At 66.0% G+C, this 24,832-nt stretch carries 19 protein-coding genes; 11 read left to right on the top strand and 8 right to left on the bottom strand.

Features of this window, described 5'->3' with window-relative positions:
* Position 1 precedes the first annotated feature (1 nt).
* Both HN018_RS07115 and bcsD read left to right on the top strand, forming a co-directional pair.
* Complete coding sequence (locus HN018_RS07115) at positions 2-3,835, top strand: cellulose biosynthesis protein BcsC (protein ID WP_171834832.1); 3,834 nt, start codon at positions 2-4, stop codon at positions 3,833-3,835.
* Complete coding sequence (bcsD, locus tag HN018_RS07110; RefSeq protein ID WP_171834831.1) at positions 3,832-4,287, top strand: cellulose biosynthesis protein BcsD; 456 nt, start codon at positions 3,832-3,834, stop codon at positions 4,285-4,287. The genes HN018_RS07115 and bcsD overlap by 4 nt, the downstream gene beginning before the upstream one ends.
* A 581-nt stretch (positions 4,288-4,868) precedes the next feature.
* Here the strand turns inward: bcsD and HN018_RS07105 are convergent.
* The 3 genes from HN018_RS07105 to HN018_RS07095 all read right to left on the bottom strand — a co-directional run bounded on the left by HN018_RS07105 (position 4,869) and on the right by HN018_RS07095 (position 8,178).
* Complete coding sequence (locus HN018_RS07105; RefSeq protein WP_239479110.1) at positions 4,869-5,378, bottom strand: GFA family protein; 510 nt, start codon at positions 5,376-5,378, stop codon at positions 4,869-4,871.
* Positions 5,379-5,407: 29 nt separating this feature from the next.
* Positions 5,408-7,102, bottom strand: coding sequence for a GGDEF domain-containing protein (locus HN018_RS07100; protein WP_171834830.1), 1,695 nt, complete (start codon positions 7,100-7,102; stop codon positions 5,408-5,410).
* Positions 7,103-7,542: 440 nt separating this feature from the next.
* The gene (locus HN018_RS07095) at positions 7,543-8,178 is read right to left on the bottom strand and encodes a JAB domain-containing protein (RefSeq protein WP_239479108.1); all 636 of its coding nucleotides are present in this window, start codon (positions 8,176-8,178) and stop codon (positions 7,543-7,545) included.
* A 230-nt stretch (positions 8,179-8,408) separates the two neighbouring features.
* Between HN018_RS07095 and HN018_RS07090 the strand changes: the two genes are divergently transcribed.
* Genes HN018_RS07090 through HN018_RS07080 form a run of 3 tightly spaced genes read left to right on the top strand, consistent with a single transcriptional unit; the run spans position 8,409 to position 12,054 of the window.
* Complete coding sequence (locus HN018_RS07090) at positions 8,409-10,667, top strand: ATP-dependent helicase (protein WP_171834828.1); 2,259 nt, start codon at positions 8,409-8,411, stop codon at positions 10,665-10,667.
* Positions 10,664-11,572 (top strand): 50S ribosomal protein L11 methyltransferase, encoded by a 909-nt coding sequence (locus HN018_RS07085; RefSeq protein WP_171834827.1) that lies wholly within the window; start codon positions 10,664-10,666, stop codon positions 11,570-11,572. Before HN018_RS07090 ends, HN018_RS07085 begins: the two co-directional genes overlap by 4 nt.
* Positions 11,569-12,054, top strand: coding sequence for a GNAT family N-acetyltransferase (locus HN018_RS07080; protein WP_171834826.1), 486 nt, complete (start codon positions 11,569-11,571; stop codon positions 12,052-12,054). The genes HN018_RS07085 and HN018_RS07080 overlap by 4 nt, the downstream gene beginning before the upstream one ends.
* A 68-nt stretch (positions 12,055-12,122) precedes the next feature.
* Here HN018_RS07080 and HN018_RS07075 read toward each other — a convergent pair whose 3' ends face one another.
* Positions 12,123-13,298, bottom strand: coding sequence for an ATP-binding protein (locus HN018_RS07075; RefSeq protein ID WP_171834825.1), 1,176 nt, complete (start codon positions 13,296-13,298; stop codon positions 12,123-12,125).
* A 195-nt stretch (positions 13,299-13,493) separates the two neighbouring features.
* Here HN018_RS07075 and HN018_RS07070 point away from each other — a divergent pair, with 195 nt between their 5' ends.
* The 3 genes from HN018_RS07070 to HN018_RS07060 are packed head-to-tail and all read left to right on the top strand — an operon-like array spanning position 13,494 to position 16,638.
* Positions 13,494-15,338 carry an aminopeptidase P family protein gene (locus HN018_RS07070; protein ID WP_171834824.1) on the top strand — a complete coding sequence of 615 codons (1,845 nt, stop codon included), beginning with the start codon at positions 13,494-13,496 and terminating at the stop codon, positions 15,336-15,338.
* A 2-nt stretch (positions 15,339-15,340) separates the two neighbouring features.
* On the top strand, positions 15,341-16,360 hold the full coding sequence (locus HN018_RS07065; RefSeq protein ID WP_171834823.1) for an isocitrate/isopropylmalate dehydrogenase family protein: 1,020 nt from the start codon (positions 15,341-15,343) through the stop codon (positions 16,358-16,360).
* The gene (locus tag HN018_RS07060; RefSeq protein ID WP_171834822.1) at positions 16,360-16,638 is read left to right on the top strand and encodes a DUF3253 domain-containing protein; all 279 of its coding nucleotides are present in this window, start codon (positions 16,360-16,362) and stop codon (positions 16,636-16,638) included. Before HN018_RS07065 ends, HN018_RS07060 begins: the two co-directional genes overlap by 1 nt.
* A gap of 10 nt (positions 16,639-16,648) precedes the next feature.
* On the opposite strand, the gene HN018_RS07055 is transcribed toward HN018_RS07060, so the two are convergent.
* Complete coding sequence (locus HN018_RS07055) at positions 16,649-16,993, bottom strand: DoxX family protein (protein ID WP_171834821.1); 345 nt, start codon at positions 16,991-16,993, stop codon at positions 16,649-16,651.
* Positions 16,994-17,134: 141 nt separating this feature from the next.
* On the opposite strand from HN018_RS07055, the gene HN018_RS07050 reads away from it, so the two are divergent.
* Entirely contained in the window at positions 17,135-17,407 is a 273-nt protein-coding gene (locus tag HN018_RS07050) for a hypothetical protein (protein WP_239479104.1), read from the top strand.
* A gap of 58 nt (positions 17,408-17,465) precedes the next feature.
* Here HN018_RS07050 and HN018_RS07045 read toward each other — a convergent pair whose 3' ends face one another.
* Both HN018_RS07045 and HN018_RS07040 read right to left on the bottom strand, forming a co-directional pair.
* Positions 17,466-18,161: an SOS response-associated peptidase gene (locus HN018_RS07045; protein ID WP_171834819.1), complete on the bottom strand. Its 696-nt coding sequence runs from the start codon at positions 18,159-18,161 to the stop codon at positions 17,466-17,468.
* Between the two features lie 3 nt (positions 18,162-18,164).
* Positions 18,165-19,043 (bottom strand): hypothetical protein, encoded by an 879-nt coding sequence (locus HN018_RS07040; RefSeq protein ID WP_171834818.1) that lies wholly within the window; start codon positions 19,041-19,043, stop codon positions 18,165-18,167.
* A gap of 966 nt (positions 19,044-20,009) precedes the next feature.
* On the opposite strand from HN018_RS07040, the gene HN018_RS07035 reads away from it, so the two are divergent.
* Together HN018_RS07035 and ubiM are read left to right on the top strand one after the other, a co-directional pair.
* Positions 20,010-21,509 (top strand): hemolysin family protein, encoded by a 1,500-nt coding sequence (locus HN018_RS07035; RefSeq protein ID WP_171834817.1) that lies wholly within the window; start codon positions 20,010-20,012, stop codon positions 21,507-21,509.
* Between the two features lie 189 nt (positions 21,510-21,698).
* Positions 21,699-22,910, top strand: coding sequence for a 5-demethoxyubiquinol-8 5-hydroxylase UbiM (ubiM, locus tag HN018_RS07030; protein WP_171834816.1), 1,212 nt, complete (start codon positions 21,699-21,701; stop codon positions 22,908-22,910).
* Positions 22,911-22,957: 47 nt separating this feature from the next.
* Here the strand turns inward: ubiM and HN018_RS07025 are convergent, their stop codons facing one another.
* Positions 22,958-23,644, bottom strand: a complete 687-nt coding sequence (locus HN018_RS07025) for a hypothetical protein (RefSeq protein WP_171834815.1) — start codon at positions 23,642-23,644, stop codon at positions 22,958-22,960.
* Between the last annotated feature and the right edge of the window lie 1,188 nt (positions 23,645-24,832).

The raw sequence follows: 24,832 nt of genomic DNA, 5'->3' as shown, positions 1-24,832 counted from the left end.
GATGGCACCGATGCGCGTGCATCGCGTACACGGTCGGCAGGCACTGCTGAACGGCTGCATCATCCTGCCGATCCTCGCCCTGGCCATGCCGGCGCAGGCGCAAACGACGGCGCCGGCGGCCGCACAACCCGCAGCGTCAGCCCCGGCGGAGCCATCGGTCGTGACGCTGCTGCTGCAGCAGGCGCGCTACTGGCGTGGACGATCGGAAAACGACAAGGCGCAGGTCGCGATCAGCCGGGCACAACAGGTGGCTCCCAACGATCCGGACGTCCTCGCTGCCCAGGCCGACCTGCAGGCGGCGTCAGGCGACCTGGATGGCGCTCGCCGGACGCAGGCGACGCTGGCCCGCATCGCGCCCGGCAGCAAGCAGCTTGGCGACCTGAGCCGCAGCCTGCAGGTCCGCTCTATCGACCCGGCGACCCTGAGCGGCATCCGCGCGTTGGGAGCGGCCGGCAAGAACGACGCGGCAGCCGCCGGATATCGCCGCGTGTTCGGCGGCACGGCACCTCCCGCCGAGTTCGGGACCGAATACTATCAGACGCTGGCAGGCACCTCGGCCGGATGGGCCGAGGCCAAGGCGGGCCTCGCCCGCATCGTCGCAGCGAACCCGAACGACCTGCAGGCGCAGCTGGCATACGGGCAACTGCTCACCTACCGGGAGCCGACGCGCGCCCAGGGCATCGCGCGGCTGCAGGGGCTCGCTGCCTTATCGGATCGCTCGCCGCAGGTGGCGTCGGATGCGGCACGCAACTGGCACCAGGCGCTGCTCTGGCTGCCGAACGACAAGGCCAGCGTGCCTGCCTATCAGGCCTGGCTGCAGACCCATCCCGACGACGCGGCGATAGGGCAGCGGATCAAGGAGGCCAACCTCCAGGTGCCCACCGATGTCGGAGGCACCGATCGCGGATCCGGCTTCAAGTCGCTTGCCGGCAACCAGCTGGACGATGCGGGAAAGCAGTTCGAGGCAGCCCTTGCGCTATCGCCGAAGGACGCCGACGCACTGGGCGGTCTCGGGCTAGTGCGTGCCAAGCAGAACCGCATCGACGAGGCCCACCAGCTTCTGGCGCGCGCGATCGCCGCAGACCCGGACCATGCAGCCCGCTGGCAGCCGGCCCTCACCGGCCTGGCCGTGGGCGAGGATTACGCCGCCGCCAACAGCCTGATCGCGCACGGCCGCTTCGACGAGGCGGAGACAAAGCTGAACGCGCTGATCGCCGGCGGCGGCGACGTCAGCGGCGCCCAGTCCATGCTGGCAGGGCTGCAGCAGCGGCGCGGCCGGAGCAGTGACGCCGCGGCAACCTACAACCAGATCCTGAGCGCGCATCCCGACAATGACGACGCGCTGCTTGGCCTGGCGCGGATCCAGATGCATGGCGGCCATCAGGCCGAGGCCCGGGCGCTGCTGGCCCGGCTTGGCGGCCGGCACGCGCGCGACGTCGCGCAGATCGAGAACCAGCAGGCGAACGGCCGTGTCGCCCGGGCGAACGACCCGGGCGACCGGGTCGACCTGCTGCGCGATGCGGTGGCGCAGACGCCGCGCGATGGCTGGATGCGACTCCGGCTGGCCCAGAACCTGCTCAAGGCCGGGCAGGCTCAGGAGGCGCAGCAGGTCATGGCCGAGATGAACGCGATGTCGCGTCCGACGCCCTCGATGCTGCAGGCCGGCATCCTGTTTGCCGGCCAGACCAACGACCTGCAGACCGCCTCCCGGCTGCTGGCCCAGCTGCCGAAGCGCAGCCGCACGCCGGACGTCAATGCGGTGGCGGGACGGGTCGCGCTGGAAGGTGATATCGCCGAGGCCCAGGCGGACGACAGCTTCGGCCACAGCCGGCTGATCGAACTGGCGCAGCGCCCGGACCCGACCGGCGTGCGCGGCGTGCAGATCGCGCAGGCGCTGCAGCGGCTCGGGGACACGAACGGCGCCAGGCGCGCGCTGCAGATCGCAGAACGATCGGGCGGCCCGCCGACGGCGTCGCAACGACTGGCCTATGCCGGCGAACTGGTCACCCTCGGAGATACGAGCGGCGCCCATCGCCTGCTCTTGGCGCTCGACAACCAGTCCGCCGGCGGGCGTGGCCTGACACGGGACCAGGAGATCACCCGCAAGCAGCTCGGCGCCGGCATGGCGGTGGTGGAATCCGACCAGTTGAACGAGCAGGGCAAGCAGGCCGATGCCTATGACAGGTTGGCACCGGTATTGGCGCAGTCGCCCGATGCGGTCGCGCCCCGGCTGGCGCTGGCCCGGCTGTATCAGTCGGACTCCAAGCCGAGGAAGGCGCTGGCGCTCGACCTCGCGGTCCTGCAGCGCGACCCGTCCGATCTGGACGCACGGCTGGCCGCGGTCCAGGCGGCGGTGGATTGCAACGACCTGGCGCAGGCCGGCACGCTGGCCCGCGACGCGCTGGTGATCGGGCCGCAGGACCCGCGCGCCTGGCTTGCCGCCGCCGCTGTTCATCGTGCACGCGGGGCCGGCCAGGCAGCGCTCGCCGACCTGCGCCAGGCCAGCAGCCTGCGGCGCCAGCAGCTCGGCACCGACAGCAACGCGATGATCAACTACGTCATCGAGACCGACACGCCGACCAGCGACAACCCGTTCCGTACCGACCCCGTTCAGCAGGGCATCACCGCATCCGATCCCAGCCCCGACGATATCGACGGGCTCGGCACCGGCTCGGGGCAATCCGCCCGCAGGGCACCAGCCGACAGGATGCTGTCGTCGATTGACAGCCAGCTCGCCTCCCTGAACGACACGCTGTCGCCCAAGCTCGACGTCGATATCGGGCTGCGCAGCCGGTCGGGCAGCGGCGGGCTGGACTCGCTCACCCAGGCAACCGTGCCGATCACCGCGACATTGCCGTTCGGCGGCGGCGCATCGCACTGGTCGGCCACGCTGACGCCGACGGTCCTGTCCTCGGGCAGCCTGGATCAGGCTGCCACGACGCAGGATCGCTTCGGCACGCTTGCACTCGGCGGCTCGTCGGACAGCAACAGCCAGAGCAATGCGGCCGGCGTCGCCTTCCAGGTCGGTTTCGCCAATCCGTGGCTGAGCGCCGATGCCGGGACTTCGCCGCTCGGCTTCCGGACCACCAACGCGGTCGGCGGCGTCGAATTCTCGCCGAAGCTGACACCGAACCTCACCTTGCGGGTGACCGGCGAGCGGCGGGCCATCACCGACAGCGTGCTGTCCTATGGCGGGCTGCGCGACCCAGGCACCAACACGGTCTGGGGCGGCGTGGTCCGCAACCATGGCCATGCGCAGTTCGAGCTCGCGAACAAGGATGCGGTGATCTATGCCGGCGGTGGCTTCGCCTCGATCACCGGCACCCACGTCGCCAGCAACACCGAAGTCGAGGCCGGTGTCGGCGGCAGCGTCTCGGTCTGGCACAAGGGCGACGACCAGGTACGGGTCGGCATCGACCTCACCTATTTCGGCTACGACAAGAACCTGCGCTATTTCACCCTCGGCCAGGGTGGCTACTTCTCGCCGCAATCCTATGTCGCGGCGGTGGTCCCGGTCACCTATTCCGGCAAGTCGGGGGCATGGACCTACACGGGCACGGGATCGGTCGGCTACCAGAACTACACCGAACACAGCTCGAACTATTACCCGGACGACCCCGGCCTGCAGGCACGACTGGTCGACAGCGACCCGATTGCCAGCGTGTATTCCGGCCGTTCGGTGTCGGGTCTTGCCGGTGGCGCCAGCGGCAAGGTGGAATACCAGCTCATGCCCGCACTTCGCCTGGGTGCCACCGCCTCCTACCAGCGGGCCGGCGATTGGAACGAAGCCCAGGCGCTGCTCACCGCGCGCTATACCTTCTCGGAGAAGCCATGACCGCCTCTGCTGCGCCTGACTTCGCCCTGCTGCTGCATGCGCTCGCGTCCGAGTTCGATGCGCAGGCCGGGACGGAAGCGCGTGATAAGTTGCTGCACGCGGTCGGTCGGCGGATGGCGGAGCGGATCGCGCCGCCGCCCTGCGTTGCGGTCGAGGCGCTGGAGATCGAGATCAACGACCTGCTCGCCAAAATCGGCTGGGGACGGATGCGTTTCGACGTGCGGCCCGAGGAGCAGGCGTTGCTGATCACCCACGAGAACCTGCCGCGTCTCGGAGCAGTCGGGGATCCGCCGGGACAGTGGCTGGCAGCGACGCTGGAGGGCCTCTACGAGACATGGCTGTCCCGCCAGCCCGGCGCCACCGACACCTACGTCGCCAACCGCGAGCCGGATCGCAACGGGATGTCGACGCCGGGCACCGTGGTGCTGCGGCTCCGGTCCTTTTCGGCCTAGCGTGAACCCTGGCGCGTCGCGGAACCGAACCCGTCAATGTGCGCCTTCGGCGAATGAGGCTTCCTTGTCCGGCAGTTGAGAAGCCGGCCGGAAGCTGTGTCCGCCGCGTCGGGAGCGGCACGTGCGCTTTGACGACGAACGAGTAAATCTCTCGCGCCTACAAAAGACGTTCCGACCGCAGTGGTGGTGCTGATCGTGTCCCCGAGGTTGCAGCGCGTGTCGAAAAGCCATTACGCGGCGCCGCCCTCGATCGACGTGATGCCACCATTGCGAGTGCGGAAGGTGACGTCGGCATGACGGCCTGCGCCCGATGAGGACGTCGGGAACGAAAAGCTGCGGGCCGGCGTCGGTCGTGTCGCGACGCTGCCGACGATTTGTCGCGCACACGGTCGCAGTTTGCCGGCGCTCGATGATCCGGAACAAGCCGCGCGGCAGTTGCTCGGCATGCTGCTCGGCGATTTCCACCTGCAGTGACTGCTCGATCCAAGACCCTCGCCGACCCATGACGAGATAGACACCATCGCATGGACCGTCGTTCCCCGGTTTCTCGACGGGTGCCGGATGCGGGCATGACGAAGGGCCTATCCGCCGTGAGCATCTTCCAGGCCAAGGCGTTGATGCCAGTCGGCAATCGATTCCGTCGGATACTCGTCGAACGTCTGGTCGTGCTTACCGATCCTCGGCACGACCCAGTTCGCCTTGAACGCGAGCATCAGGTGGGTGCGCTCGGGCGGGATCGGAAGCTCGGTGTCGATCGCCGACGCGAACGGATGGATCAGTCCGGGCCAGCTCTTGTCGTAAAGCCATAGCGCACTGCCGCATCGGCCGCAGAAAACCCGTTCGGCCTCGCTGTGCTGGTCCGGTGCGCCCTCCTCGCGCATGACCGCGTGATAGGACCGCGCGTGTTCCCGGCCCTCGACTTCGAGGGTTTCCGCATCCCCCGCGAGGTTGATCGCATAGCCCCCGCCGCCCTGGGTCTTGCTGCAGATCGTGCAGTAGCAGAGCTGGTACGGCACCGGCTGGCGGCTCTCCACGGAGAACCGCACCGCGCGGCAATGACACGATCCATTCAGGCGCATGATCGACCTCATGACGGATCCGCGCCCGCATTCGGCGTGCGTCAATCCACCGCGTGAACATGCTGCTGCCGGATCCGGCGACGCAACGTCGACAGCCGGTCGCCGGTTGCGGCCGAACCGACGAACGGACCGGTCGCGCTGTCGACGCCGAGCGTTCGCAACGCGTCCATCTGCTCGCGCGTCTCCACCCCATAGGCCAAGGTTCGGGCACGGATGGACCGCGCGAACAGCACCGCGGCCTCGACCATGACGTTGGCGTTCCCTTCCCGCGCAGTGGTTTCGGTGAACTGGCGGGTCAGGTGAAGCTTGGTGACCGGTAGACGCAACATACGCTGCAGGGTGAACGATTCCAGATCGATATGGGCACCCAGGCCCAGCCCGAGGTCCCGCACCTGATGGAGATACTTCATCTCCTCGAGCGAGTTCGGTGCCTCAAGGGTGACTTCGCAACGCGTCGGGTCGGCGCCCGTCACCAGCAGCAGGTCCCGGATGCGCTGGATGACCCCGAACGTCGAGAACGCGCTCGCATGGATGGACGCACCGAACACGACGGGCGCGCGGGTGCTCTTCCACGACACGGATTGCAGGAACGCGATTTCGAGCCGCCGGATCTGCTCCTCGATCCACCCGGACCCGTCCGGGCCGCCCGGCAGGGTTCCGGAGGCGCTCGGCCGGATCTGCGGCTCCACGAACACTCCGCCCAGCTCGCCGGTCGCGAGGCTGAAGGTCAGAGCGTAGCTGGACTCGTTCATCTGCTTCTCGATGATGGCAGCCGGGCGACCCTGCACCAGCGATGCTTCGAGCTCCGCATTGAACGCACTGACCTTCCCCATGCCGACGGCTTTCGCCGCATACATCGCGATGTCGGCGCGGCGGAGAAGATCCGGGAAATTATCGCCATCGTCCGGGTAGAGGGCGGTACCGACGCTGGCGCTGATATTGATCGTGTGGCCGTCGATGAGGAACGCCTCGGTGAACATCGCCTGGAGCCGCTCGGCGAACGCCGCGCAGTCCGTCACGTGCGCGGCACCCATCTGCACGACGGCGATCTCGTCGCCGCCCAGCCGCACGACGATATCGAGCCGCCGCGGAACCCGGGAGACGCGCTCGCTCACCTGCTTCAGCAACGTATCGCCGGCCTGGTGACCGTACTGGTCGTTGACCTTCTTGAACCCGTCCAGGTCGAGCATGTGCAGCGCGAAGCTGGTGGTGCCTTCGCGCTTAAGAGCCAGTCCGGACACCCAGTTATCGAGGTAGAGCCGGTTCGGAAGGCCGGTCAGGTGATCGGTGTAGGCAAGCGCGCGCAGGCGGCTTGCCTCCTCGGTCATTCCGTCGACGGCGTGGGCGAGACGCCTGATATCCTGCTGCTGGCCGATCAGGGCGAGGATGGCGCCGGTGCGAAGCTGCAGGTCCAGCAGGCTGTAGGGGCTGAGCATGACATCGTCGATGCCGGCGGTGACCGCCCAGGCCTTGTCCGCCTCGGCATTGTCGATCAGCACGATGATGAATGGCCGTGGCGTCAGCGCCTTGAGCTGCAGTTGCTGGAGGATGATGTCAGCCAGCTCGTGGTTCTTGCGGCAGTCGATGAAGATGGCGGACGCCAGGAGATCCTCGGCCGAAAGCTCCTTCGTTTCATCCCTGACCACGACGTCGAATGCCGATCGCACCACACGCATCTCGCGTGGAAACGCATCCCGTGCCGCTGCCGCGCGGCTAATAAAAAGTGTTTTTATCACGTGTTCTGACTGAGCCTGTTTTTTGAAACGTTGTAATCCACGGACGTCTGCCGATGCGCGATGGTATTGGCGGGTGCCGGGTTCCCGGGCAGCACCCCCTGCCCGTCCGTGCATGGTCGCTTCGCTCCTTGAAGCTGTGCGCCCGAACGATCATCGCCAGGCCACGTCCGGTCAGGCCTCGTTGCAGCAGAACCAGCGTTCGCAAGTACTAATCAATCCGACCAAAGGGTCGTGAAAACGCGAGGCGGTTCGATTGCAATGGCGTCTTCCCGGCCGAATGGCGACCCTACCTCCATTGTTACAGGTTTTTGTTGATCTGGCCATTTCGATTACCGTCGGAAGTTCTACCTTACCGTCTTGCAAGGTTTCTAAACCGTGCTGGCTGCAGCTTCATCCGGTCGTCCTGCTTCCGTATCGAATGATACTTCACAAACAACGAACTAGAGCAGGCCCTTCTGCGTCAGGCTGATCCAGTTTCCCATGCCGACCAGCATGTGGTCATGCACGATTACAGACAGTAACGAAACGGCGGTGCGAACCGCGCCGGCCAGGACGGCCTCCCGTTTCAGCAGCACCCTGTCCGGGATGCCGGCAGGTACCACCCGGATCAGGATCAGTGCCGTCGCGTGCAGGGTTAGGGCGCGTCCGGCCAGCACATGCGGAACATGCTCGGGCTCGCCCTGCACCGTCTCGTCGGCCAGCAGCCGGTTGCGGTTGTCCAGCAGCAGCGCTCGCAACTGGCCCGGCACCGCCCCCACCAGGGCCTGGTCCAGATACTCGAGCAGGCGGTCCCAGTTGTTGAGGATCGGGGTGGTGCGGCGTTCAGGCCCGGCCAGCCGCCGCGCAGCCTCCTCCGGCAACTGCAGAACGGCGATGGCGTCCGGTCCCAGGCCGCCGGTCACCGCGAGCGCCGCCGGGCTGGCGGACAGCACGCCGGCCAGACTGCCGAAGGTATTGATCAGCTGCTTGGCCAGCGGTTTGGTGTCCCGGCGCGCGATCGCCAGGAACAGCAGCATCTCCAGGATCTCGTAGTCGGCGAGCGCTTCCGGCCCACGCGACAGCAGCTTTTCGCGCATGCGGCCCCGATGCCCGGCCGGTCCGGTGCTGTCGAAACTGGGGCGGTTTCCGGGCAACAAGGACAAAGGCATTCCGACCTCGATACACTAACCAACCGTTAGCGTATCGAACCGACTCGACGGAGGGAGATGTTTTTCGGGCTGTGCATCCACATGCCGTGCGACGCATGAGGAACAAAACAAGAAACCGCATTGAGGCCTGGCGGTCGAAGCCCTAGGTTGCCTGGGACATGACATCCTATCTCGAACGGCTGAATCCCGAGCAGCGCGAGGCCGTCGAGACGGTCGACGGTCCCTTGCTGGTGCTGGCAGGTGCCGGCACCGGCAAGACGCGCGTGCTGACCACCCGCTTTGCCCATATCCTGCTGAGCGGGCGTGCCTCGCCCGGCCAGGTGCTGGCAGTCACCTTCACCAACCGGGCGTCACGCGAGATGCGCGAACGGGTGGCGGTCATTCTCGGCCGCCCGGTCGAGGGGCTGTGGCTGGGCACCTTCCACGCGCTGTGTGCCCGCATGCTCCGGCGCCACGCCGAGTATGTCGGGCTCACCTCCAGCTTCACCATCCTGGATACCGACGACCAGCTCCGCCTGCTGAAGCAGGTGATGGAGCTGCACCGGATCGACATCAAGCGCTGGCCGGCACCCGGGCTGATGGGCGCGATCCAGCGCTGGAAGGATCGCGGTCTGACGCCGGACCGGATCACCCCATCCGAGGATACCGACTTTGCCGGCGGCAAGGCGCGGCAGATCTACGGCGACTACCAGGAGCGCCTGCGCCAGCTCAACGCCGCCGATTTCGGCGACCTGATGCTGCATATCGTCGAGATCCTGCGCACCCGGCCGGACGTGCTGGCGCAGTATCACCGTGCCTTCCGCTACATCCTGGTCGACGAGTACCAGGATACCAACACCATCCAGTATCTGTGGCTGCGCCTGCTTGCCCAGCGCGAGGGCTTCCCCTCGAACATCTGCTGCGTCGGCGACGACGACCAGTCGATCTATTCATGGCGCGGCGCCGAGGTGGAAAACATCCTGCGCTTCGAGAAGGATTTCCCCGGCGCCACCATCGTCCGGCTGGAGAGCAACTATCGCTCGACCGCGCCGATCCTGGGCGCGGCTTCCGGGCTGATCGCCCATAACGAGGGTCGGATGGGCAAGACCCTGCGGCCCGGGCGCGAGGACTCCCAGGGCGACAAGGTGCTGATCGCCTCGGTGTGGGACTCCGACGAGGAAGCCCGTCTGGTGGGCGAGCGGATCGAGCAGTTGCACCGCGAAGGCAACACCCTGTCCGAGATGGCGATCCTGGTCCGTGCCGGCTTCCAGACCCGCGCATTCGAGGAGCGGATGATCACGCTGGGCCTGCCTTATCGGGTGATCGGCGGCATGCGCTTCTATGAGCGGGCCGAGATCCGCGATGCGATCGCCTACATGCGGGCGATGAACCAGCCGTCCGACGACCTCGCCTTCGAACGGATCATCAACCTGCCCCGCCGCGGTGTCGGCGACGTGGCGTTGAGCGCGCTGCACAGCCGCGCGCGTGCCGACCGCGTGCCGATGACCGAGGCCGTCTTGCGGCTTCTGGCCGACGGCACCCTCAAGGGCCGCGTGCGCGACCAGCTCGGGCAATTGATGGCAACGCTCGAGCGCGGCCGCATCGGCCTGGCCGAGGCTGCCCAGGGCGAGCAGATCGCACCGGTGCATATCCGCGTGGTCGAGACGCTGCTCGAGGAGAGCGGCTACATCGACATGTGGAAACGCGACAAGTCGCCCGACGCCCCGGGACGTCTCGACAACCTCAAGGAGCTGGTGCGCGCGCTGGTCGATTTCGAAACATTGGGCGGCTTCCTGGAACACGTCTCGCTGGTGATGGAGAACGACGAGAATGCCGGCGCCGACCGCGTCAATCTTATGACGTTGCACGGAGCCAAGGGGCTCGAGTTCGACAACGTGTTCCTGCCCGGCTGGGAGGAAGGCCTGTTCCCGAGCCAGCGCACCATGGACGAGAGCGGCAACAAGGGTCTCGAGGAGGAGCGCCGCCTGGCCTATGTCGGCATCACCAGGGCCCGCAAGCGCGCGCTGATCAGCCACGCCGCCAACCGGCGCATCTACGCCAACTGGCAGAGCTCGATCCCGAGCCGCTTCATCGACGAGATCCCCGAGGAGCATGCCGAACGGATGGGCTCCACGTCACTCGCCCGCGAGCAGTTGCGCAATGCGCCTACGGTGTTCAGCGGCCAGTTCCCGCTGATGGCCAAGCGTCCGCGCGCGATCGAGAGCTGGGAGCAGCCCGGACGGGCGCCACGCTCCGACACGCTGGCACCCGGCACCCGGGTGTTTCACCAGAAATTCGGCTACGGGATCGTGAAAAGTGCAGATGACAACAAGCTCGATGTCGAGTTCGAGAAAGCCGGGTTCAAGCGCGTGCTCGACAACTACGTGCAGCAGGTGAGCGAAGGCGAGATCGGCGCCGACATCGGAACCGGATCATGACGGTGATGACCCGGCGTCACGCGACGCGGCTGGAAACGGTGCATGTCACCGTCCCGGACAGCGCCGTCGAGGCCTACGAAAGCGCGCTCGCCAGCGTCTGCACCACGGTCGGCATCTTCGAGGCGGACGACACCCAGACGATCTGGCGGATCGAGGGTGTCAAGGATGTCGGCGTCGGCGAGGTCATGCTGCAATCCGCACTCGCCCTGGCTGCCGCGGCCACCGGGCTGATCGCGACGCTGGAACGCTCGGACACCGAGGCCGAGGGCTGGCTCGCCCGCACCTACGAGAGCTTTCCCGAGCAGCAGGTCGGCAAGCGCTTCTCGATCCGCGGCACCCACCTGCTGGCAACCACCGGCGGGCACCGGATCACCCTGACGCTGGATGCAGGCATCGCGTTCGGCTCGGGCGAGCACGGCTCCACGCGCGGCTGCCTGCGCGCGCTGGAGCGCATCGCCTATCGCCGGCCGGCCCGGATCCTGGATCTCGGCTGCGGCTCCGGCATCCTGGCGATGGGTGCTGCGAGCCTGCTCCACGCGAAGGTGCTGGCAGTGGACATCGAGCCGTGGTCGGTGCGGGTTGCGGCACAGAACGCGGCGATGAACGGATTGCGAAACCAGCTGGTCTGCCGCCACGGCAATGGCTGGCGAACCCCGGACATCCGCGCCGGCGGTCCGTTCGACCTGGTGTTCGCCAACATCCTGGCGCGCCCACTCTGCATGATGGCACGCGACCTCGGACGGCAGCTGGCACCCGGCGGTACGGTGATTCTGGCCGGGCTGCTCGATACGCAGGTGCGGATGGTGCTGGCCGCCCATCGTCGCCAGGGGCTGGTGCTGGAACATCGGCTGATCGAAGGCGACTGGGCGACGCTGGTGCTGCGCAAGCCGGGCCGCGGCGGGTGATCCGCGATGCCGTTCCGGCCGACCTGCCGCGGATCCTGGACATCACCAACGATGCGATCCTGAACGGCACCGCGCTCTGGACGATCATCCCGGCGACGCTGGAATCCCGGACCGTCTGGATGCGGGATCGCCAGTCGGTGGGCCTTCCGGTGCTGGTTGCCGAGCACGAGGGATCGGTCCAGGGCTTCGGCTCCTACGGTCCGTTCCGTCCGCATGACGGCTTCCTGCACACGGTCGAGCATTCGCTGTATATCGATACGGCGGCACAGCGGCTCGGCCTTGGCCGGGCCATGCTCGGCGCCTTGATCGAGCGCGCGCAGGCGCACGGCAAGCACGCGATGATCGGCGCCATCGCCACGGAAAACCTCGTCTCGATCACCCTGCACGAGCGTTTCGGTTTTACCCAGGCCGCGACCCTGCCGCAGGTCGGCCGGAAGTTCGACCGCTGGCTCGATCTCACCTTCATGCACAGGCTGCTCTGATCACTCCGTTCAACATCCCGACGACGGAACAGGCGCGGTAGTCTGCCGCATCAACGATGGTCGTTATGTCACTTTCTGTCTGGCATTTCCCGACGCATGAACTCGTCGAATAGCGGAACGGTAAACGCCGTATCACCGTGAGCCGGACTGTAGATCATCCCCTTGGCAATCAAGCCGGACCGTATAGGGGCAGCACTCGTAACGGGGGCGCCATAGACTTTTGCGACGTCGCCCGAGCGATGCGGACCCGGACCGAGATCCGCAAGTGCTCGCATATAACGACGCTCGGTCGGAGTCATTCGGTCCAGGCGTACTCGGAAGAAACTCTCGTCGAGCTTGGCGATGGCAGCGTCATGCGACCGCGTGACATCCTGTAGAGTGATTGGACTCGACTTTGCAGTAGCCCAGGCGAAATGGCCCCATTCCTGGATGAAATAGGGGTAGCAGGCGGTAACGCGCAGGATTTCGGCGAGCGCGTCGGCGGAATATCGAACGCCCTCGTCGTTGGCCGGTTTCTCGATCGCCATCCTCGCGTCGTCGTCCGGTAGTGCATCGATCTCCGGAAAGTCGAAGAGCCGCTCGACATAAGATTTGGCGTCACCCATCCTCCCCCGAAGCTGCGGCAGGCCGGCGCCAAACAGGACGACAGGAAGAGACTTCTGGTTACAACGGTGTAGCGCCATGATCAGCGCGGACATATCGAGCTCGGACAGGTATTGCACTTCATCGATGATAATCGTGAGTGCCGTTGCCGTTGCTTTGGCGGCTTCCCCGATCGAAACAAGGAGGTCAGGCAGGTCGGCCGTAATGTCGCCGGTATCCGCCAGGCCTTCCTCGGTTTTTACCGATACATCGATTCCCTGGAACGATATGTCGAAGGCCGATGCAAAGTTACGCAGTCCGGCCCAGGCCCGGACAGCGAGGTGGTGCGCTGCTTCCTTGCGGGATAGCTTGAGGAGGATCGGGCGAAGAGCCTTGGCCAGCACTTCCGGAAACCTGATCTCATCGTATGCCTCGATGTAGATCGAATGAAATTGCTCGGCTTCCGCGATCTTCTGTACTTCATTCATGATGACGGTCTTGCCGACACCTCGTAGTCCGACGGCGATGAAGCTCTTGGCGGGGCGCCCGATCCTGATGCGCGCAAGTGCGATCCGTGCTGACTCGAGTAACTTATCGCGCCCGGCCAACGTCGGGGGCGGGGTGCCTGCACCGGGGGCATAAGGGTTGAGAGTCGCGTCCACTATAAACCCTCAAAGATCCATAAACCTACCTAAACCTGCTAATCTCCCTAAACAAGGGCTGTTCTGGCCTTGCGAGCTTCCAGAGGCTTGCTGTACTGCGACGAGACGCTGGCAGACCTGACGGCTGCATCTGTCTTAAATCAACGTCCGCGCACCCTCTGGACTAGGCGGGCCGGGAGGTCGATCCTTGGCGGCATGACGCAGACGAGATCGAACACGGCGGCGCACCTCGCAGCGTTGCGCGCAGAACTGGCCGAGCAGGGTGTGGACGGGTTCATCCTCCCGCGCGGCGACGAGCATCTGGGCGAATATGTCGCCCCCTACGCCGAGCGGCTGGCCTGGCTGACCGGCTTCACCGGCAGCGCCGGCGTGGCCATCGTGCTGCCGGGAACGGCGGCCGTGTTCTCCGATGGCCGCTACGTGCTGCAGCTCGCCTCGCAGGTGGAGGAGGCGAGCTACCAGCGCCTGCACCTGACGCTGGAGCCGCCCGAGACCTGGCTTGCCGAGACCGCCACCGCGGCGATCGCCGGACGGGCCGCGCGGATCGGCTACGATCCGTGGCTGCTGGGCTCGGATGCGCTGGCCCGCTACAGCAAGCCCGGGCTGGAGCTGGTGGCGCTGTCGCGCAATCCGGTCGACGCGGTCTGGACCGACCGGCCACTGCCGCCGCGTACGCCGGCGCTGCCGCATGCGATCGAGTTCGCCGGCCGGTCCTCGCAGGAGAAGCGGCAGGAGATCGCCCTCCTGCTGCGCGACGCCGGCGAGGATGCGGTGATGCTCACCGATCCGGCCTCGATCGCCTGGCTGTTCAACATTCGCGGACGCGACGTCGATTTCACCCCGATGGCGCTGGGGTTCGCGCTGCTGAGCGCCGACGAGACCGCCACCCTGTTCATGGCACCGGAGCAACTGCCGGCGGAGACGCTGCGCTGGCTCGGCAACAGCGTCAGCGTCCAGCCGCCCGAGGCGATCGCCCCTGCCCTCGCTGGCCTCGTCGATCGCCGGGTCCGGCTCGATCCGGCCGGAGCCGCCGCCTGGTTCGCCCAGACGCTGCGGACGGCAGGCGCCACCATTTCCGCCGCACCCGATCCCTGCCTGTTGCCGAAGGCGCGCAAGAACGCCGTCGAGCAGCAGGGCTCGCGGAACGCGCACCGGCGCGACGGCATCGCGCTGTGCCAGTTCCTGCATTTCGTGGCCGGGCGCGGCATCGGCCGCAGCGAGACCGAGCTCTCAGGCCAGCTCGACGCGTTCCGGAGCCAGGCACCCGACTATCGCGGCGAGAGCTTTCCGGCGATCTCCGGCACCGGGCCGAACGGCGCGATCATCCATTACCGCGCCGATCCGGCGACCGCGCGGCGGCTGCAGGCGGACGAGGTCTACCTGATCGACAGCGGCGGCCAGTATCCGGACGGCACCACCGATGTCACCCGCACGATCTGGAGCGGCCCGGGAGCGGCGCCTTCGGTCGTCCGCGACCATGCGACACGGGTGCTGCAGGGCCACATTGCCCTGGCGCGGGCCCGGTTCCCGGCCGGCGTGCATGGCGGCAGACTGGATGCGTTCGCCCGCGCCGCGCTGTGGCAGGCCGGCCTCGACTACGACCACGGCACCGGCCACGGCATCGGCAGCTATCTTGCCGTGCATGAGGGGCCGTGCGGCATCTCGGCCACCGCCCGGCCGATCCCGATCGAGGCGGGCATGATCCTGTCCGACGAGCCCGGCTACTACCTGCCGGGCGCCTACGGCATGCGTGTGGAGAACCTGCTGCTGGTGCAGGTCGCCACGTTCGATGGGCCGCCCGACAGCGGCCGGGACGCCAGCCGCCGCTTTCTGGAGTTCGACACCCTGACCCTGGCGCCATTCGATCGTGCCTTGATCGAACCTGCCCTGCTGGCCCCGGCGGACATCGAGTGGATCGACCGCTACCATGCACGCGTACTGCGCGAGATCGGCCCCGGCCTGCCGGGGCCGGTCCGGGACTGGCTCGCAGGCGCCTGCGCACCGCTCGACCCGGTGTCGCACGACCAGAAGGAGCTTTGAGAATGCCCGACAAGATCCCGGCCACGTTGATCCCCGGCGACGGTATCGGCCCTGAGATCGTCGAGTCCGTCGTCGAGATCCTGGACTCGCTCGGGGCACCCTTCGAGTGGGACCGTCAACTGGCCGGCCTGGCGGCGGTCGGCGACAGCGGCGACCCGCTGCCGCTGGCGACACTCGACAGCATCCGGCGTACCGGGCTGGCCCTGAAGGGTCCGCTGACCACCCCGGTCGGCGGCGGCTTCAAGTCGATCAACGTGACGTTGCGCAAGGAATTCGAGCTGTACGCCAATCTGCGTCCGGCGCGGACCCTGATCCCCGGCGGCCGGTTCGAGGCGATCGACATCGTGCTCGTGCGCGAGAACCTGGAAGGGTTCTACGCGGCGATGGAACATTACATGCCGCTCGGCCACGACCCCCGCGCGATCGCGATGTCGACCGGCTTCAACACCCGCACCGAGTGCCGCCGGATCGTGGAATACGCCTTCGACTATGCGGTCAAGAACGGCCGCAAGAAGGTCACGATCGTCCACAAGGCCAACATCCTGAAGGCGCTGACCGGATTGTTCCTCGAGGAGGGCCGCAAGGTCGCCAAGGAATACGAGGGCCGGGTCGAGATGAACGACCGCATCGTCGATGCCTGCGCCATGCAGCTCGTGCTCGATCCATGGCAGTACGACGTGATCGTCACCACCAACCTGTTCGGCGACATCCTGTCCGACCTGATCGCCGGCCTGGTCGGTGGCCTCGGCATGGCGCCGGGGGCGAATATCGGCACCGATGCGGCAATTTTCGAGGCGGTGCACGGCTCGGCGCCGGACATCGCCGGCAAGGGCGTGGCCAATCCGCTGGCGATGCTGCTCTCGACCGGGCTGATGCTTCAGCATGTCGGCCGCGCCGATCTGGCCGATCGCCTGACCGCCGGCATCGACCGGATGCTGGCGGCCGGTCTGCGCACCCGAGACCTCGGCGGCACGGCCGGGACACGCGACCTGACCGACGCCTTGCTGCAGCAACTGCGCTGATGGCAGGGACGATCGACAATCCGCCCTCGGCCGACGAATTGCGCGCGGAAATCCTGCGGCAGGTGATCGAGCGAGGCGCGGACAAGTCGATCTGTCCCAGCGAGGTCGCGCGCGCCTACGGCGAAGGATGGAACAGCCTGATGGGTCCGGTCCGCGTCGCCGCCCAGGCCCTCAGCCGCGAGGGGCTGATCGACATCCTGCGCAAGGGCCGGCCGGTCGAGCCCGACGCGATCAAGGGCGTGATCCGGCTCCGCCTGCGACCCGGCACTCCCGACTAGGACAGCGCGCCTAGCGCAGGAAGCCGGTCAGCGCGGCCAGCAGCAGGCCGGCGCGCGGGGTCACCAGCATGTCGTTGTTGTGCTTGATCTCGGCCAGCAACAGGCACACCGACGTGCTGCTCAGCAGCATCGCGCCCGCCCGCTGCGTCGAATGCGTGACGAGCAATGCCGCGCCCAGCAGCTCGGTGGCACCCATCGTCTGCATGTCCTTCTCGGTCCAGCCCCAGCTCTTGAACAGGGCGGCTTCCGGCGCGACCGCGGTGAGCTTGGCGATGCCCGCGGTCGCGAACACGAGGCCGACAAGGCCGGTCCAGAGGGAGGGCCGGTGGCTGCGCTTGGCTATCGGACTGGTCATGATGGCGTTTTCCTGGCTTGGACCAGAGGCGAACGTTCCTCGGGTGGGCACAGTTCGCCGGCGGTTGCAGAGGTGTGGTTCCGCCTCCAGAATGGGCTGGATGCAGTCCTGCACCCGAACGGAGGCCGAATGGAGCACGCGATGAACCTGGTCCTGGGGCTGCTGCTCGGGCTGTTCAACCTCGTGGCCGCCGCGATCGGCGTGATCGAGGGGTTCGCACGCCGCCTGCTGGCAGATATCGGCATCGGCGGCGAGTTGCAGACGATCATCCTGATCGTCCTGCTGGTATTGTTGATCGTTGCGGCGATCAGGGTATTCGGGCGTCTGTTCGGCGTGCTGATCGCGGTCTTCCTGCTGCTCCTGCTGTTCCACGCCCTGCTCGGCAACGGCCACGTCGCCGGGACACCGATCTGACGCCGGCCGGTCCGGCTCATCACGTGCGCGAGCAGGACGCTATCCGATCGGCTGTGCCCTAGGCTGAGTCCGGGCCCGCTTCCTGCGCGTCGTTCGCCGCGGCCTGCTCGACCGGATCCAGGAGAGTGGGATCGTTGTTCCGCGGCGAGTTGACCCGGCTGCCGACCTTCCATCGCCGCAGGACCGCATCCATGGCCGGGCGCAACAACGAGACCGGCCCGGTATCGAGCCAGCTTGCCCAGTCATCCTGCTCGAGCACGACCGGCATCCGGTCATGGATCGCAGCAAGGGTATCGTTCGCGCCGGTGGTGATGATCGTGAAGCTGCGCACCACCTCGCCCGCCGGGTCCCACCAGCCTTCCCACAGGCCGGCGAGCGCCAGTGGCGTACCGTCGCTGCGCGCGAACGCATAGGGCTGCTTCGGCGCGGTCGCCTGGTCCCATTCGTAGAAGGCCGACATCGGCACGATGCAGCGCCGGGAAGCCAGCGCGCCGCGGAACATGCCCGACGACGCGACGGTTTCCGCCCTTGCATTGATCGGCTGCCGGCCCTTGTCCGTCGACCAGTGCGGGATCAGCCCCCAGCGCAGCAGGTCGAGATGGCGCTCGCCGGTCTCCGGATGACGGCGCACCACGGCCGTGCTTTGCGTCGGCGCGACATTGTAGCTCGGCACGTCGTTCGGAATCGCGCCCATCGTGCTGAACAGCCGCCGGATCAGCTCGGGCGGGAGGTCGGAGGCGAAACGACCGCACATGTGTTAGCGCGGCGCATGCCGGGCGACCCATAATGCGACTGCGTTGAGGGTCTCGGGCGCCGTTTCCTCCCCGATGGTGCTGGCGCTACCCGGCTCGTAATTCTCGATGGTGATCGAGAGTGGCACGGCGTTGTCGGCAACCAGCCGAGCCAGCACCGCCTGCGTGTCGGCCATGAAGCTCCTGCTCCCGCCCGGCGACAGGATCAGGTCCGACCGCACTCCGGCCGAGTTGGCCCAGCGGATCTGGCTTTCCTCGAATTTTGCCCAGTGCGGCACGAGAAAGAAATTCCGCGATGGAATGTCGATGGCCAGCGACCCGCCATAGATCGCCGCCAGGCGGGCATCCTTCCAATAGTCCGCCGTCGCGAACGGCTCGTTGAAATGTTTCTCGTCGCCCCCGGGCGTCAGCACCGGTCCGACCGTGATGCCGGGGAACCGCGTCCTGACCTGATCGACCCAGGCCTTGTAGGCGATCAGGTCGGCATGACCAGGGCTCGCGAGGAACTCGTCGACGGAGGGGGTATTGAGCAGGATATGCCGCGGCACCCAGCCTGAAGCCGCGAGATAATTGTCGTAGGCGTTGCCCGGGAGGAAGAAGTCGTTCTGGCCCGCCTCGAATATCCCCGTCATCGAACGCAAGGAACTCAGGACCGCCCGGTCCGCCGCCGCGGTCGCGGGACCGACCGCACTACCGTGCAGATACAGGCAGCCGCGTCCGGTTTCCCGGAGCAGCCTGGTATTGGCCGGCGTGAGATTCTGAAAGCCGACAAAGCCGCCGACACAGACGGTCTGCACTCCCTGCCGCTTTGCAGGCGTGGCCGCGTCGGAGATGGCGGGACATGCGAGGATGACGGCAAGAGCGGCGACAATGCGTGAAATCACGGCTTTTCCAGTTCGCAATCGGAAACGGCTAGGCCACCCGGTATGGATCGCAGATCGTAGCACGAAGGCCGGGCAATGACCGCAGGGTGAACCGAGCCCGATACGACATTCGGTAAAGCATGAAACGACGCATCGACCTGCCGCTGTCGCTTCGCAATGACCTGGCTGGGGACGGTGTCCTTCGATCGGTTGGCGAGAAAACGAGGCAGTGTCTGGCGGACCCGGCAAGGCGGTGATGCGATCGCCGGCGTGCAGTCGCGCTTCAGGCAGCCGACCGGACGGGGCGGCGAGCCGGGTGATGCGTCATGTCGCTGATCGGCGCAGTGAGACGTGGCCGGGGCTCGGCACGCTCAACGGCGAGGGGCATCCGCGTTGGCTTGGCCTGGGCTCCTACACTCTACAATCGACCGTCAGGCCCGTGGCGACCAGACACCGGACGTCGCGAACGAAGCGGTTCACCTTCGACTGATCACATTTCGTTTACGGCGTTGATGAAAGTTTTATTCGCACCCCTGAAGTTCATATCAAATTTTTACGCGATACAGAGCAGGGTATCGAACCGCATCGATCGCGGCAGCAGTCAATGAACAGGGCTCTCCATGCTCGATAGCGTTCTCGGCCAGCATCCGTGTCGCGTCATGCGCGATGGCCTGGCGACGAGCCGCCCAAATCCGGATCATGGTGGCGAGGCTTTCCGCGACCGCTCGTTCCGGCCTGTCGATGCTGCGATGTTACGTGGGAGCGTTGAAGAAGCCGCATGCCCACCCAGGCGACGTTCAAACCTCCGCAAGGATATCAAACCGTTCATGGAAGAGAACGACGTGGCAAGCCGGCGTTTGATTGACCATTTTTCAATGACAGAAATTCGACGTGCTCCGGTCGGCACAGTTGCCGGATGGCGGAAGCCGGGAGACTGCCACGCCTGCCTGTCACTATGGCTGCAGGGGTTCCGGCGGTGACACGTTGATGGACCAGAATGCATCGCTCATCCTTGGGAAGCTGGCGGCGGTCCTGGCGCTGGTGTTTGCCAACGGCTTTTTCGTCGCCGCCGAATTCTCCCTGGTGGGTGTCAGGCGTAGTCGGATCGACGAGCTTGTCGCCAATGGTCGTGCCGGTGCGGGCCTGTTGCGAAGAACAGTCGACAACCTCGATGCGAATCTGGCGGCGACACAACTCGGTGTCACGATCTCGTCGCTCGGGCTTGGCTGGATCGGGGAGCCGGCACTGGCACGATTGATCGACCCTGCCTTCGGAAGCCTGGGCTCGTTGGCAGCAACGGCTGCGCACGCCGTGGCCATCGCCATTGCGTTCTTTATCATAACCGTTTTCCACATCGTTCTCGGCGAGCTGGCACCGAAAAGTTTTGCCCTGCAACTGCCCGAGCGCACGGCGCTCCGGATCGTACGGCCACTGAGCCTGTTTCTTGCTCTATTCAAACCGTTTATCTTCCTGCTCAACGGGCTCAGCAACATCGTCGTCCGTTCATGCGGTTTCGAGCCAGGCAACGCAGAATCCCGTCTTCACTCCACGGAAGAGTTGAAGCTTCTGGTCGCGGCAAGCAGGGATGCAGGGTTGGTGCAACAGGCGCAACAGGACGTCGTCGAACGCGCATTCGGCATGGGCGAGCGGCGCGTGCGCACGATCATGACCCCCCGCCACGACATCTACTGGATCGACGCAAACGCGAGCACGGAGCTCATGTTGCAAGGGGTCCGAGGCAGCCGGCATGAGCAGGTCGTCGTGGCGAAAGGAACCCTGGATCGGGTCGTCGGAGTGTTGCGCAAGCAGGATCTTCTGGATTCCTACCTGGACCGGAAACTTGCGCTCGACGCGCATGATGGCGCCGTCGAGCACCTGCAGTCACTCATGCGCGAGCCCCTGGTCGTGCATGACGGTGCGACCGTGCTCCAGGTCCTGGATACGTTCCGGAACCGCCCGATACAGATGGCGCTGATCGTCGACGAATACGGCGCACTTCGCGGCGTTGTAACCCAGACGGATCTGCTCGAAGCCCTTGCGGGCGAGATCGTGGATGATGGCGAACTCGATGTCCTGAAGCGCGAGGATGGCTCGTTCCTGGTCGACGCGACGATGGCCATTCACGATGCCTTCGATCAACTCGGGATTGCCAAGGTTCCAGACGATCACGGCGAGTATCGTACAATGGCCGGGTTCATCCTGCGTCGCCTTGGCCATGTTCCTGTTGAAGGCGAGCAGTTCGAGTGGGACACCGATGGGGATGTCAGGCGCTTCGAGGTGGTCGATCTGGACGGGCACCGCATCGACAAGGTCATCGTGTCCGCCGCAAACACGATGCCGGTCGCGGGCGCCGCCAGGGCTGCAACGCCGCCCTTCCCGTGCAGGGAGCCGGCGACGTCCGGACGGGTCACACCGGCCAATCCAACCTTCGCCTGCTCCGACGGAGCCTTGAGAGCAAGATCGGCAGTTCCCTGCACGATCCGGTAGAACGTGAGGCGTCCTGCCAACGGAATGCGAACGCGCAATCGGGCATCGACATCACGTGCCGGGCAAGTTCGTCCACAATCACCCGGCTAGTGGCGATACCGGACAACCGCATCAAGGCACCGAGCGCAGCCCTTTGCAGTTGCCCATGATCGCCTCATCTAGGACAGGAGTGGACCGGGGTAGAACAGAGTGACGCAAGCCTTCGACATCGTCGTCGCCGGCGCCGGGCCGGTCGGCCTGGCGTTCGCCGCATCCATGGGCGGAACCGGGCTACGGATCGCGCTGGTCGACCCGCAGGCAGAGGCCGCCCTGGAGGATCCGGCCGATGATGGCAGGGAGATCGCGCTCACCGACCACAGCGTCGCGATGCTGACCACCCTGGGCGCCTGGGCCAGGATCCCAGCGGACCAGATCGCGCCGCTTCGCCGGATGCGGGTTCTCAACGGTCCATCCGACTATGCGATGCGGCTCGGGGCCGGTGGAGCGGGCACCGACATGCTGGGCCGCTTCGTGCCGAACCATTGGTTGCGCCGAAGCCTGAAAGCGGTCGTGCAGACCCTGCCGGACGTTATCGTGCTGCCGGGCCTGTCGGTCGCCGCGGTCCAGGTTCGGGAGGGCGGCACGACGGCAACCCTGTCCGATGGACAGAAGCTGACGGCGACGTTGGTGGTGGCGGCCGATACCAGGCGCTCGCGGCTGCGCCAACAGCAGGGCATCGGCGCGGCGCTGCACGATTACCGGCAACGGATGCTGGTGTGCCCGGTGGCGCATCCCATCCCGCATCACGAGACCGCCACGGCCTGGTTCGAATATGGCCAGACCCTGGTGACGCTCCCGCTCAATGGCGGCGTGTCCTCTGCCGTGATGACGGTCGGCGAGGCCGATGCGGCGGCCCTGCTGCAACTGGACGACACGGCGTTCGGGAGCGCGCTGACCCGCCGCTATCGTGGCCGGCTCGGTGCGATGCAGCCGGTCGGCAAGCGGCATGCGGTTCCTGTGGTCACCGCCTACGCCACCCGGTTTGTCGGTCCACGCTTCGCCCTGCTCGGAGACGCTGCGGTCGGCATGCACCCGACGACGGCACATGGTTTCAATTTCGGCCTGCTCGGGCAGCACGCACTGGCGCGGGAGTTGCGGACGGCCCTGGCCGCTGGCCGGGAGGTCGCCGATCCGGGCGCGCTGGCCCGTTACGAGGTCGCGCATCGGGCGGAGACGCGGCTGTTCTTCGCAGGCGCCGAAGCGCTGATGCGGCTCTATGCGGCCGGGAACAGCCTGCCGGCGCGGATACTCCGTGACGGGGCACTGCGCCTGGGCAATCTGCCGCCGTTCCGCCAGGCATTGGCAGCACGGATGCGCGATCCCGACAAGGGCATGACCACATCGTCCGGCAAGCCCGATTGACCGGCACGCCGCCGGCAAGGTGCCGAAGGTCCGGCTGGTCGAATTCCTTAGGCTGAACCAAGGATGCGGCAGGTCACGTTCCAGTATCGGGTGAGGTTCGGACCTGGTCCCTCGATGCGAGAGTACGCACCGCCCACAGGCCGGGCACACCCTATTTTGAATTTCTGTATCCTGACGGCTTTGCTCCATGGAAAATCATCGGGTACCGCGAAGACACCGAACTTCACCAGCTGATTGTCGGCGGAAGGAACTATGCCAATGACGTAACCTTCCTCGGATCCCCCCAAGGTATAGAGCTCGTAAGGATCGTCCGGGGTCTGAGCGGTCTCGATCGTCTTGGTCGTTCGACCTGCGGTCTGGCCCTGATTGCAGACGGAACCAGTTCCACACAGGAGGTCGGGACCTCGGGCTTGTTCGACGGCTCCTGCTTCGGGCATCGCCAATGGAAGCAGCAACATCACGGCAGCAGAGATCGTGATCCTGCTTCTGGTCCAGGATGCGGTCAATTTTGATACGAACCGCTCACAAGCTCTACTGTCTGCCGCAAACTCGCTTATTCCCACAGCGGACCCGCATAAATTAGACAGCGCCACGATCAAGCTTGAGGCTAAGCCTGCATCCTTGAAACGGGCTCCCGTGACAGCTTGCTTCAATGGAGGCCAAACCAACGACACGCTCGAGCCAGCGGCGAGCATGATCAGGCCAACCGGAATTCGACCGTCTTTTCTGGCCATAACAGTGCGAGTCCGAAGTTGATTGGGAATTCAATCTTCTATACGTAACCGCAACGGTCCGTCGATGGTCTGCGTGCAGGCGGCTCGTCGTTGCCTGGCCTTTCCCGGAGGCCGTAGCCCATGGGCAACAGTGACAGACGCTCGGACGAGTGGCGCCAGCCGGCCAGCTATCTGGACGCGATCCCGGTGAAGGCTTGAAACTGCTACGTCCGGTGGGGACGAGCCTCAGCGGCCAGGTATCCACGATCGTTCACGCGGAGGGCGATGGACCGGATCGAGGAGTCGCTCGGCCACCTTCCGGTCAGGATGTTGGCCCCTTCGGTCCGGTCTTGCCCTGGGATACCCCGCCCCCAAGGCCCCCGCAGTGACGGCGCTTCGGATGGCGGACGAACGACCAAGCGCTGCGGACGAAACGCGTCGGCTACCCGTTTCGTCCGGTGCCACAAGTGCGGCCAGGATTTCGTTAAGATGGTGAGACCCTCTCCAACGGGTCGGCAGCCGAGACGGTCCCTCCAAGCCTGGCGCTACGGCCCCAGGTGCCCGTGAACGCCGGCGAAGCGAGGTGCTCTATCCTCGGCCGGCACAATCAGCAGTAGCCACTCTCACCGGGCCGGCAACCGCTATGACTGGATCTGTCCCTGAATCGGGCAAGCGTGTGTTATCAATCGAAGACCCGGCACGTTGGTAGCGGCGGACGGATTTGAACCGCCGACCAAGAGATTATGATTCCCATGTACAGGAAGCAATCACAGGGCCGTTTGGCACTGTTCACCAGCCGTTTTTGCCGATGTGGATCAATACGTTAGGCCCTGCCTGCCAAATTCGAACCGGGATCATGTCAATCCGTATGATGCGGATCACGCTTGCCATATGGCACATCTTGTTCTTGTTTCGTTCGTACGGGAAGCTGGGCCATGCGCCCCACCAGCCCCGCCGACGCGATCCTCCTGCCAGCTTCCACCTGCGCCTACCTGAACCTCAGTCTGGACATCCGCTGTTCCTGCTGCTGGTCCGCTGGCTTGCCGTTTCGCCTGCTTGTCGCCAACCATCCGGCCCTGGCATCGGTCCCGCTCAGTCGCGTCCTCATTCGCCTCCGCTGCCGGCGCGCCTGTCGCCAAGCCCCGATGCGGGTAGCACTTCTGGATGCGCAGGAACACGCGAGCCATGCAGGGAGCGATCGGGGTGGGG

Source organism: Lichenicola cladoniae (assembly GCF_013201075.1).
GTDB classification, from domain to species: domain Bacteria; phylum Pseudomonadota; class Alphaproteobacteria; order Acetobacterales; family Acetobacteraceae; genus Lichenicola; species Lichenicola cladoniae.
This window is presented reverse-complemented; position numbering and strand designations above follow the sequence as displayed.

Excerpts from the sequence above, each read along its gene's own strand:
- HN018_RS07050 (WP_239479104.1), top strand. The coding sequence starts at position 17,135 with ATGAACCTGGTCCTGGGGCTGCTGCTCGGGCTGTTCAACCTCGTGGCC.
- HN018_RS07105 (WP_239479110.1), bottom strand. The coding sequence starts at position 5,378 with ATGAGGTCGATCATGCGCCTGAATGGATCGTGTCATTGCCGCGCGGTG.
- HN018_RS07085 (WP_171834827.1), top strand. The coding sequence starts at position 10,664 with ATGACGGTGATGACCCGGCGTCACGCGACGCGGCTGGAAACGGTGCAT.
- HN018_RS07065 (WP_171834823.1), top strand. The coding sequence starts at position 15,341 with ATGCCCGACAAGATCCCGGCCACGTTGATCCCCGGCGACGGTATCGGC.
- HN018_RS07045 (WP_171834819.1), bottom strand. The coding sequence starts at position 18,161 with ATGTGCGGTCGTTTCGCCTCCGACCTCCCGCCCGAGCTGATCCGGCGG.
- HN018_RS07035 (WP_171834817.1), top strand. The coding sequence starts at position 20,010 with ATGGACCAGAATGCATCGCTCATCCTTGGGAAGCTGGCGGCGGTCCTG.
- HN018_RS07060 (WP_171834822.1), top strand. The coding sequence starts at position 16,360 with ATGGCAGGGACGATCGACAATCCGCCCTCGGCCGACGAATTGCGCGCG.
- HN018_RS07025 (WP_171834815.1), bottom strand. The coding sequence starts at position 23,644 with ATGGCCAGAAAAGACGGTCGAATTCCGGTTGGCCTGATCATGCTCGCC.
- HN018_RS07095 (WP_239479108.1), bottom strand. The coding sequence starts at position 8,178 with ATGCGCGAAAAGCTGCTGTCGCGTGGGCCGGAAGCGCTCGCCGACTAC.
- HN018_RS07070 (WP_171834824.1), top strand. The coding sequence starts at position 13,494 with ATGACGCAGACGAGATCGAACACGGCGGCGCACCTCGCAGCGTTGCGC.
- bcsD (WP_171834831.1), top strand. The coding sequence starts at position 3,832 with ATGACCGCCTCTGCTGCGCCTGACTTCGCCCTGCTGCTGCATGCGCTC.
- HN018_RS07115 (WP_171834832.1), top strand. The coding sequence starts at position 2 with ATGGCACCGATGCGCGTGCATCGCGTACACGGTCGGCAGGCACTGCTG.
- HN018_RS07055 (WP_171834821.1), bottom strand. The coding sequence starts at position 16,993 with ATGACCAGTCCGATAGCCAAGCGCAGCCACCGGCCCTCCCTCTGGACC.
- HN018_RS07090 (WP_171834828.1), top strand. The coding sequence starts at position 8,409 with ATGACATCCTATCTCGAACGGCTGAATCCCGAGCAGCGCGAGGCCGTC.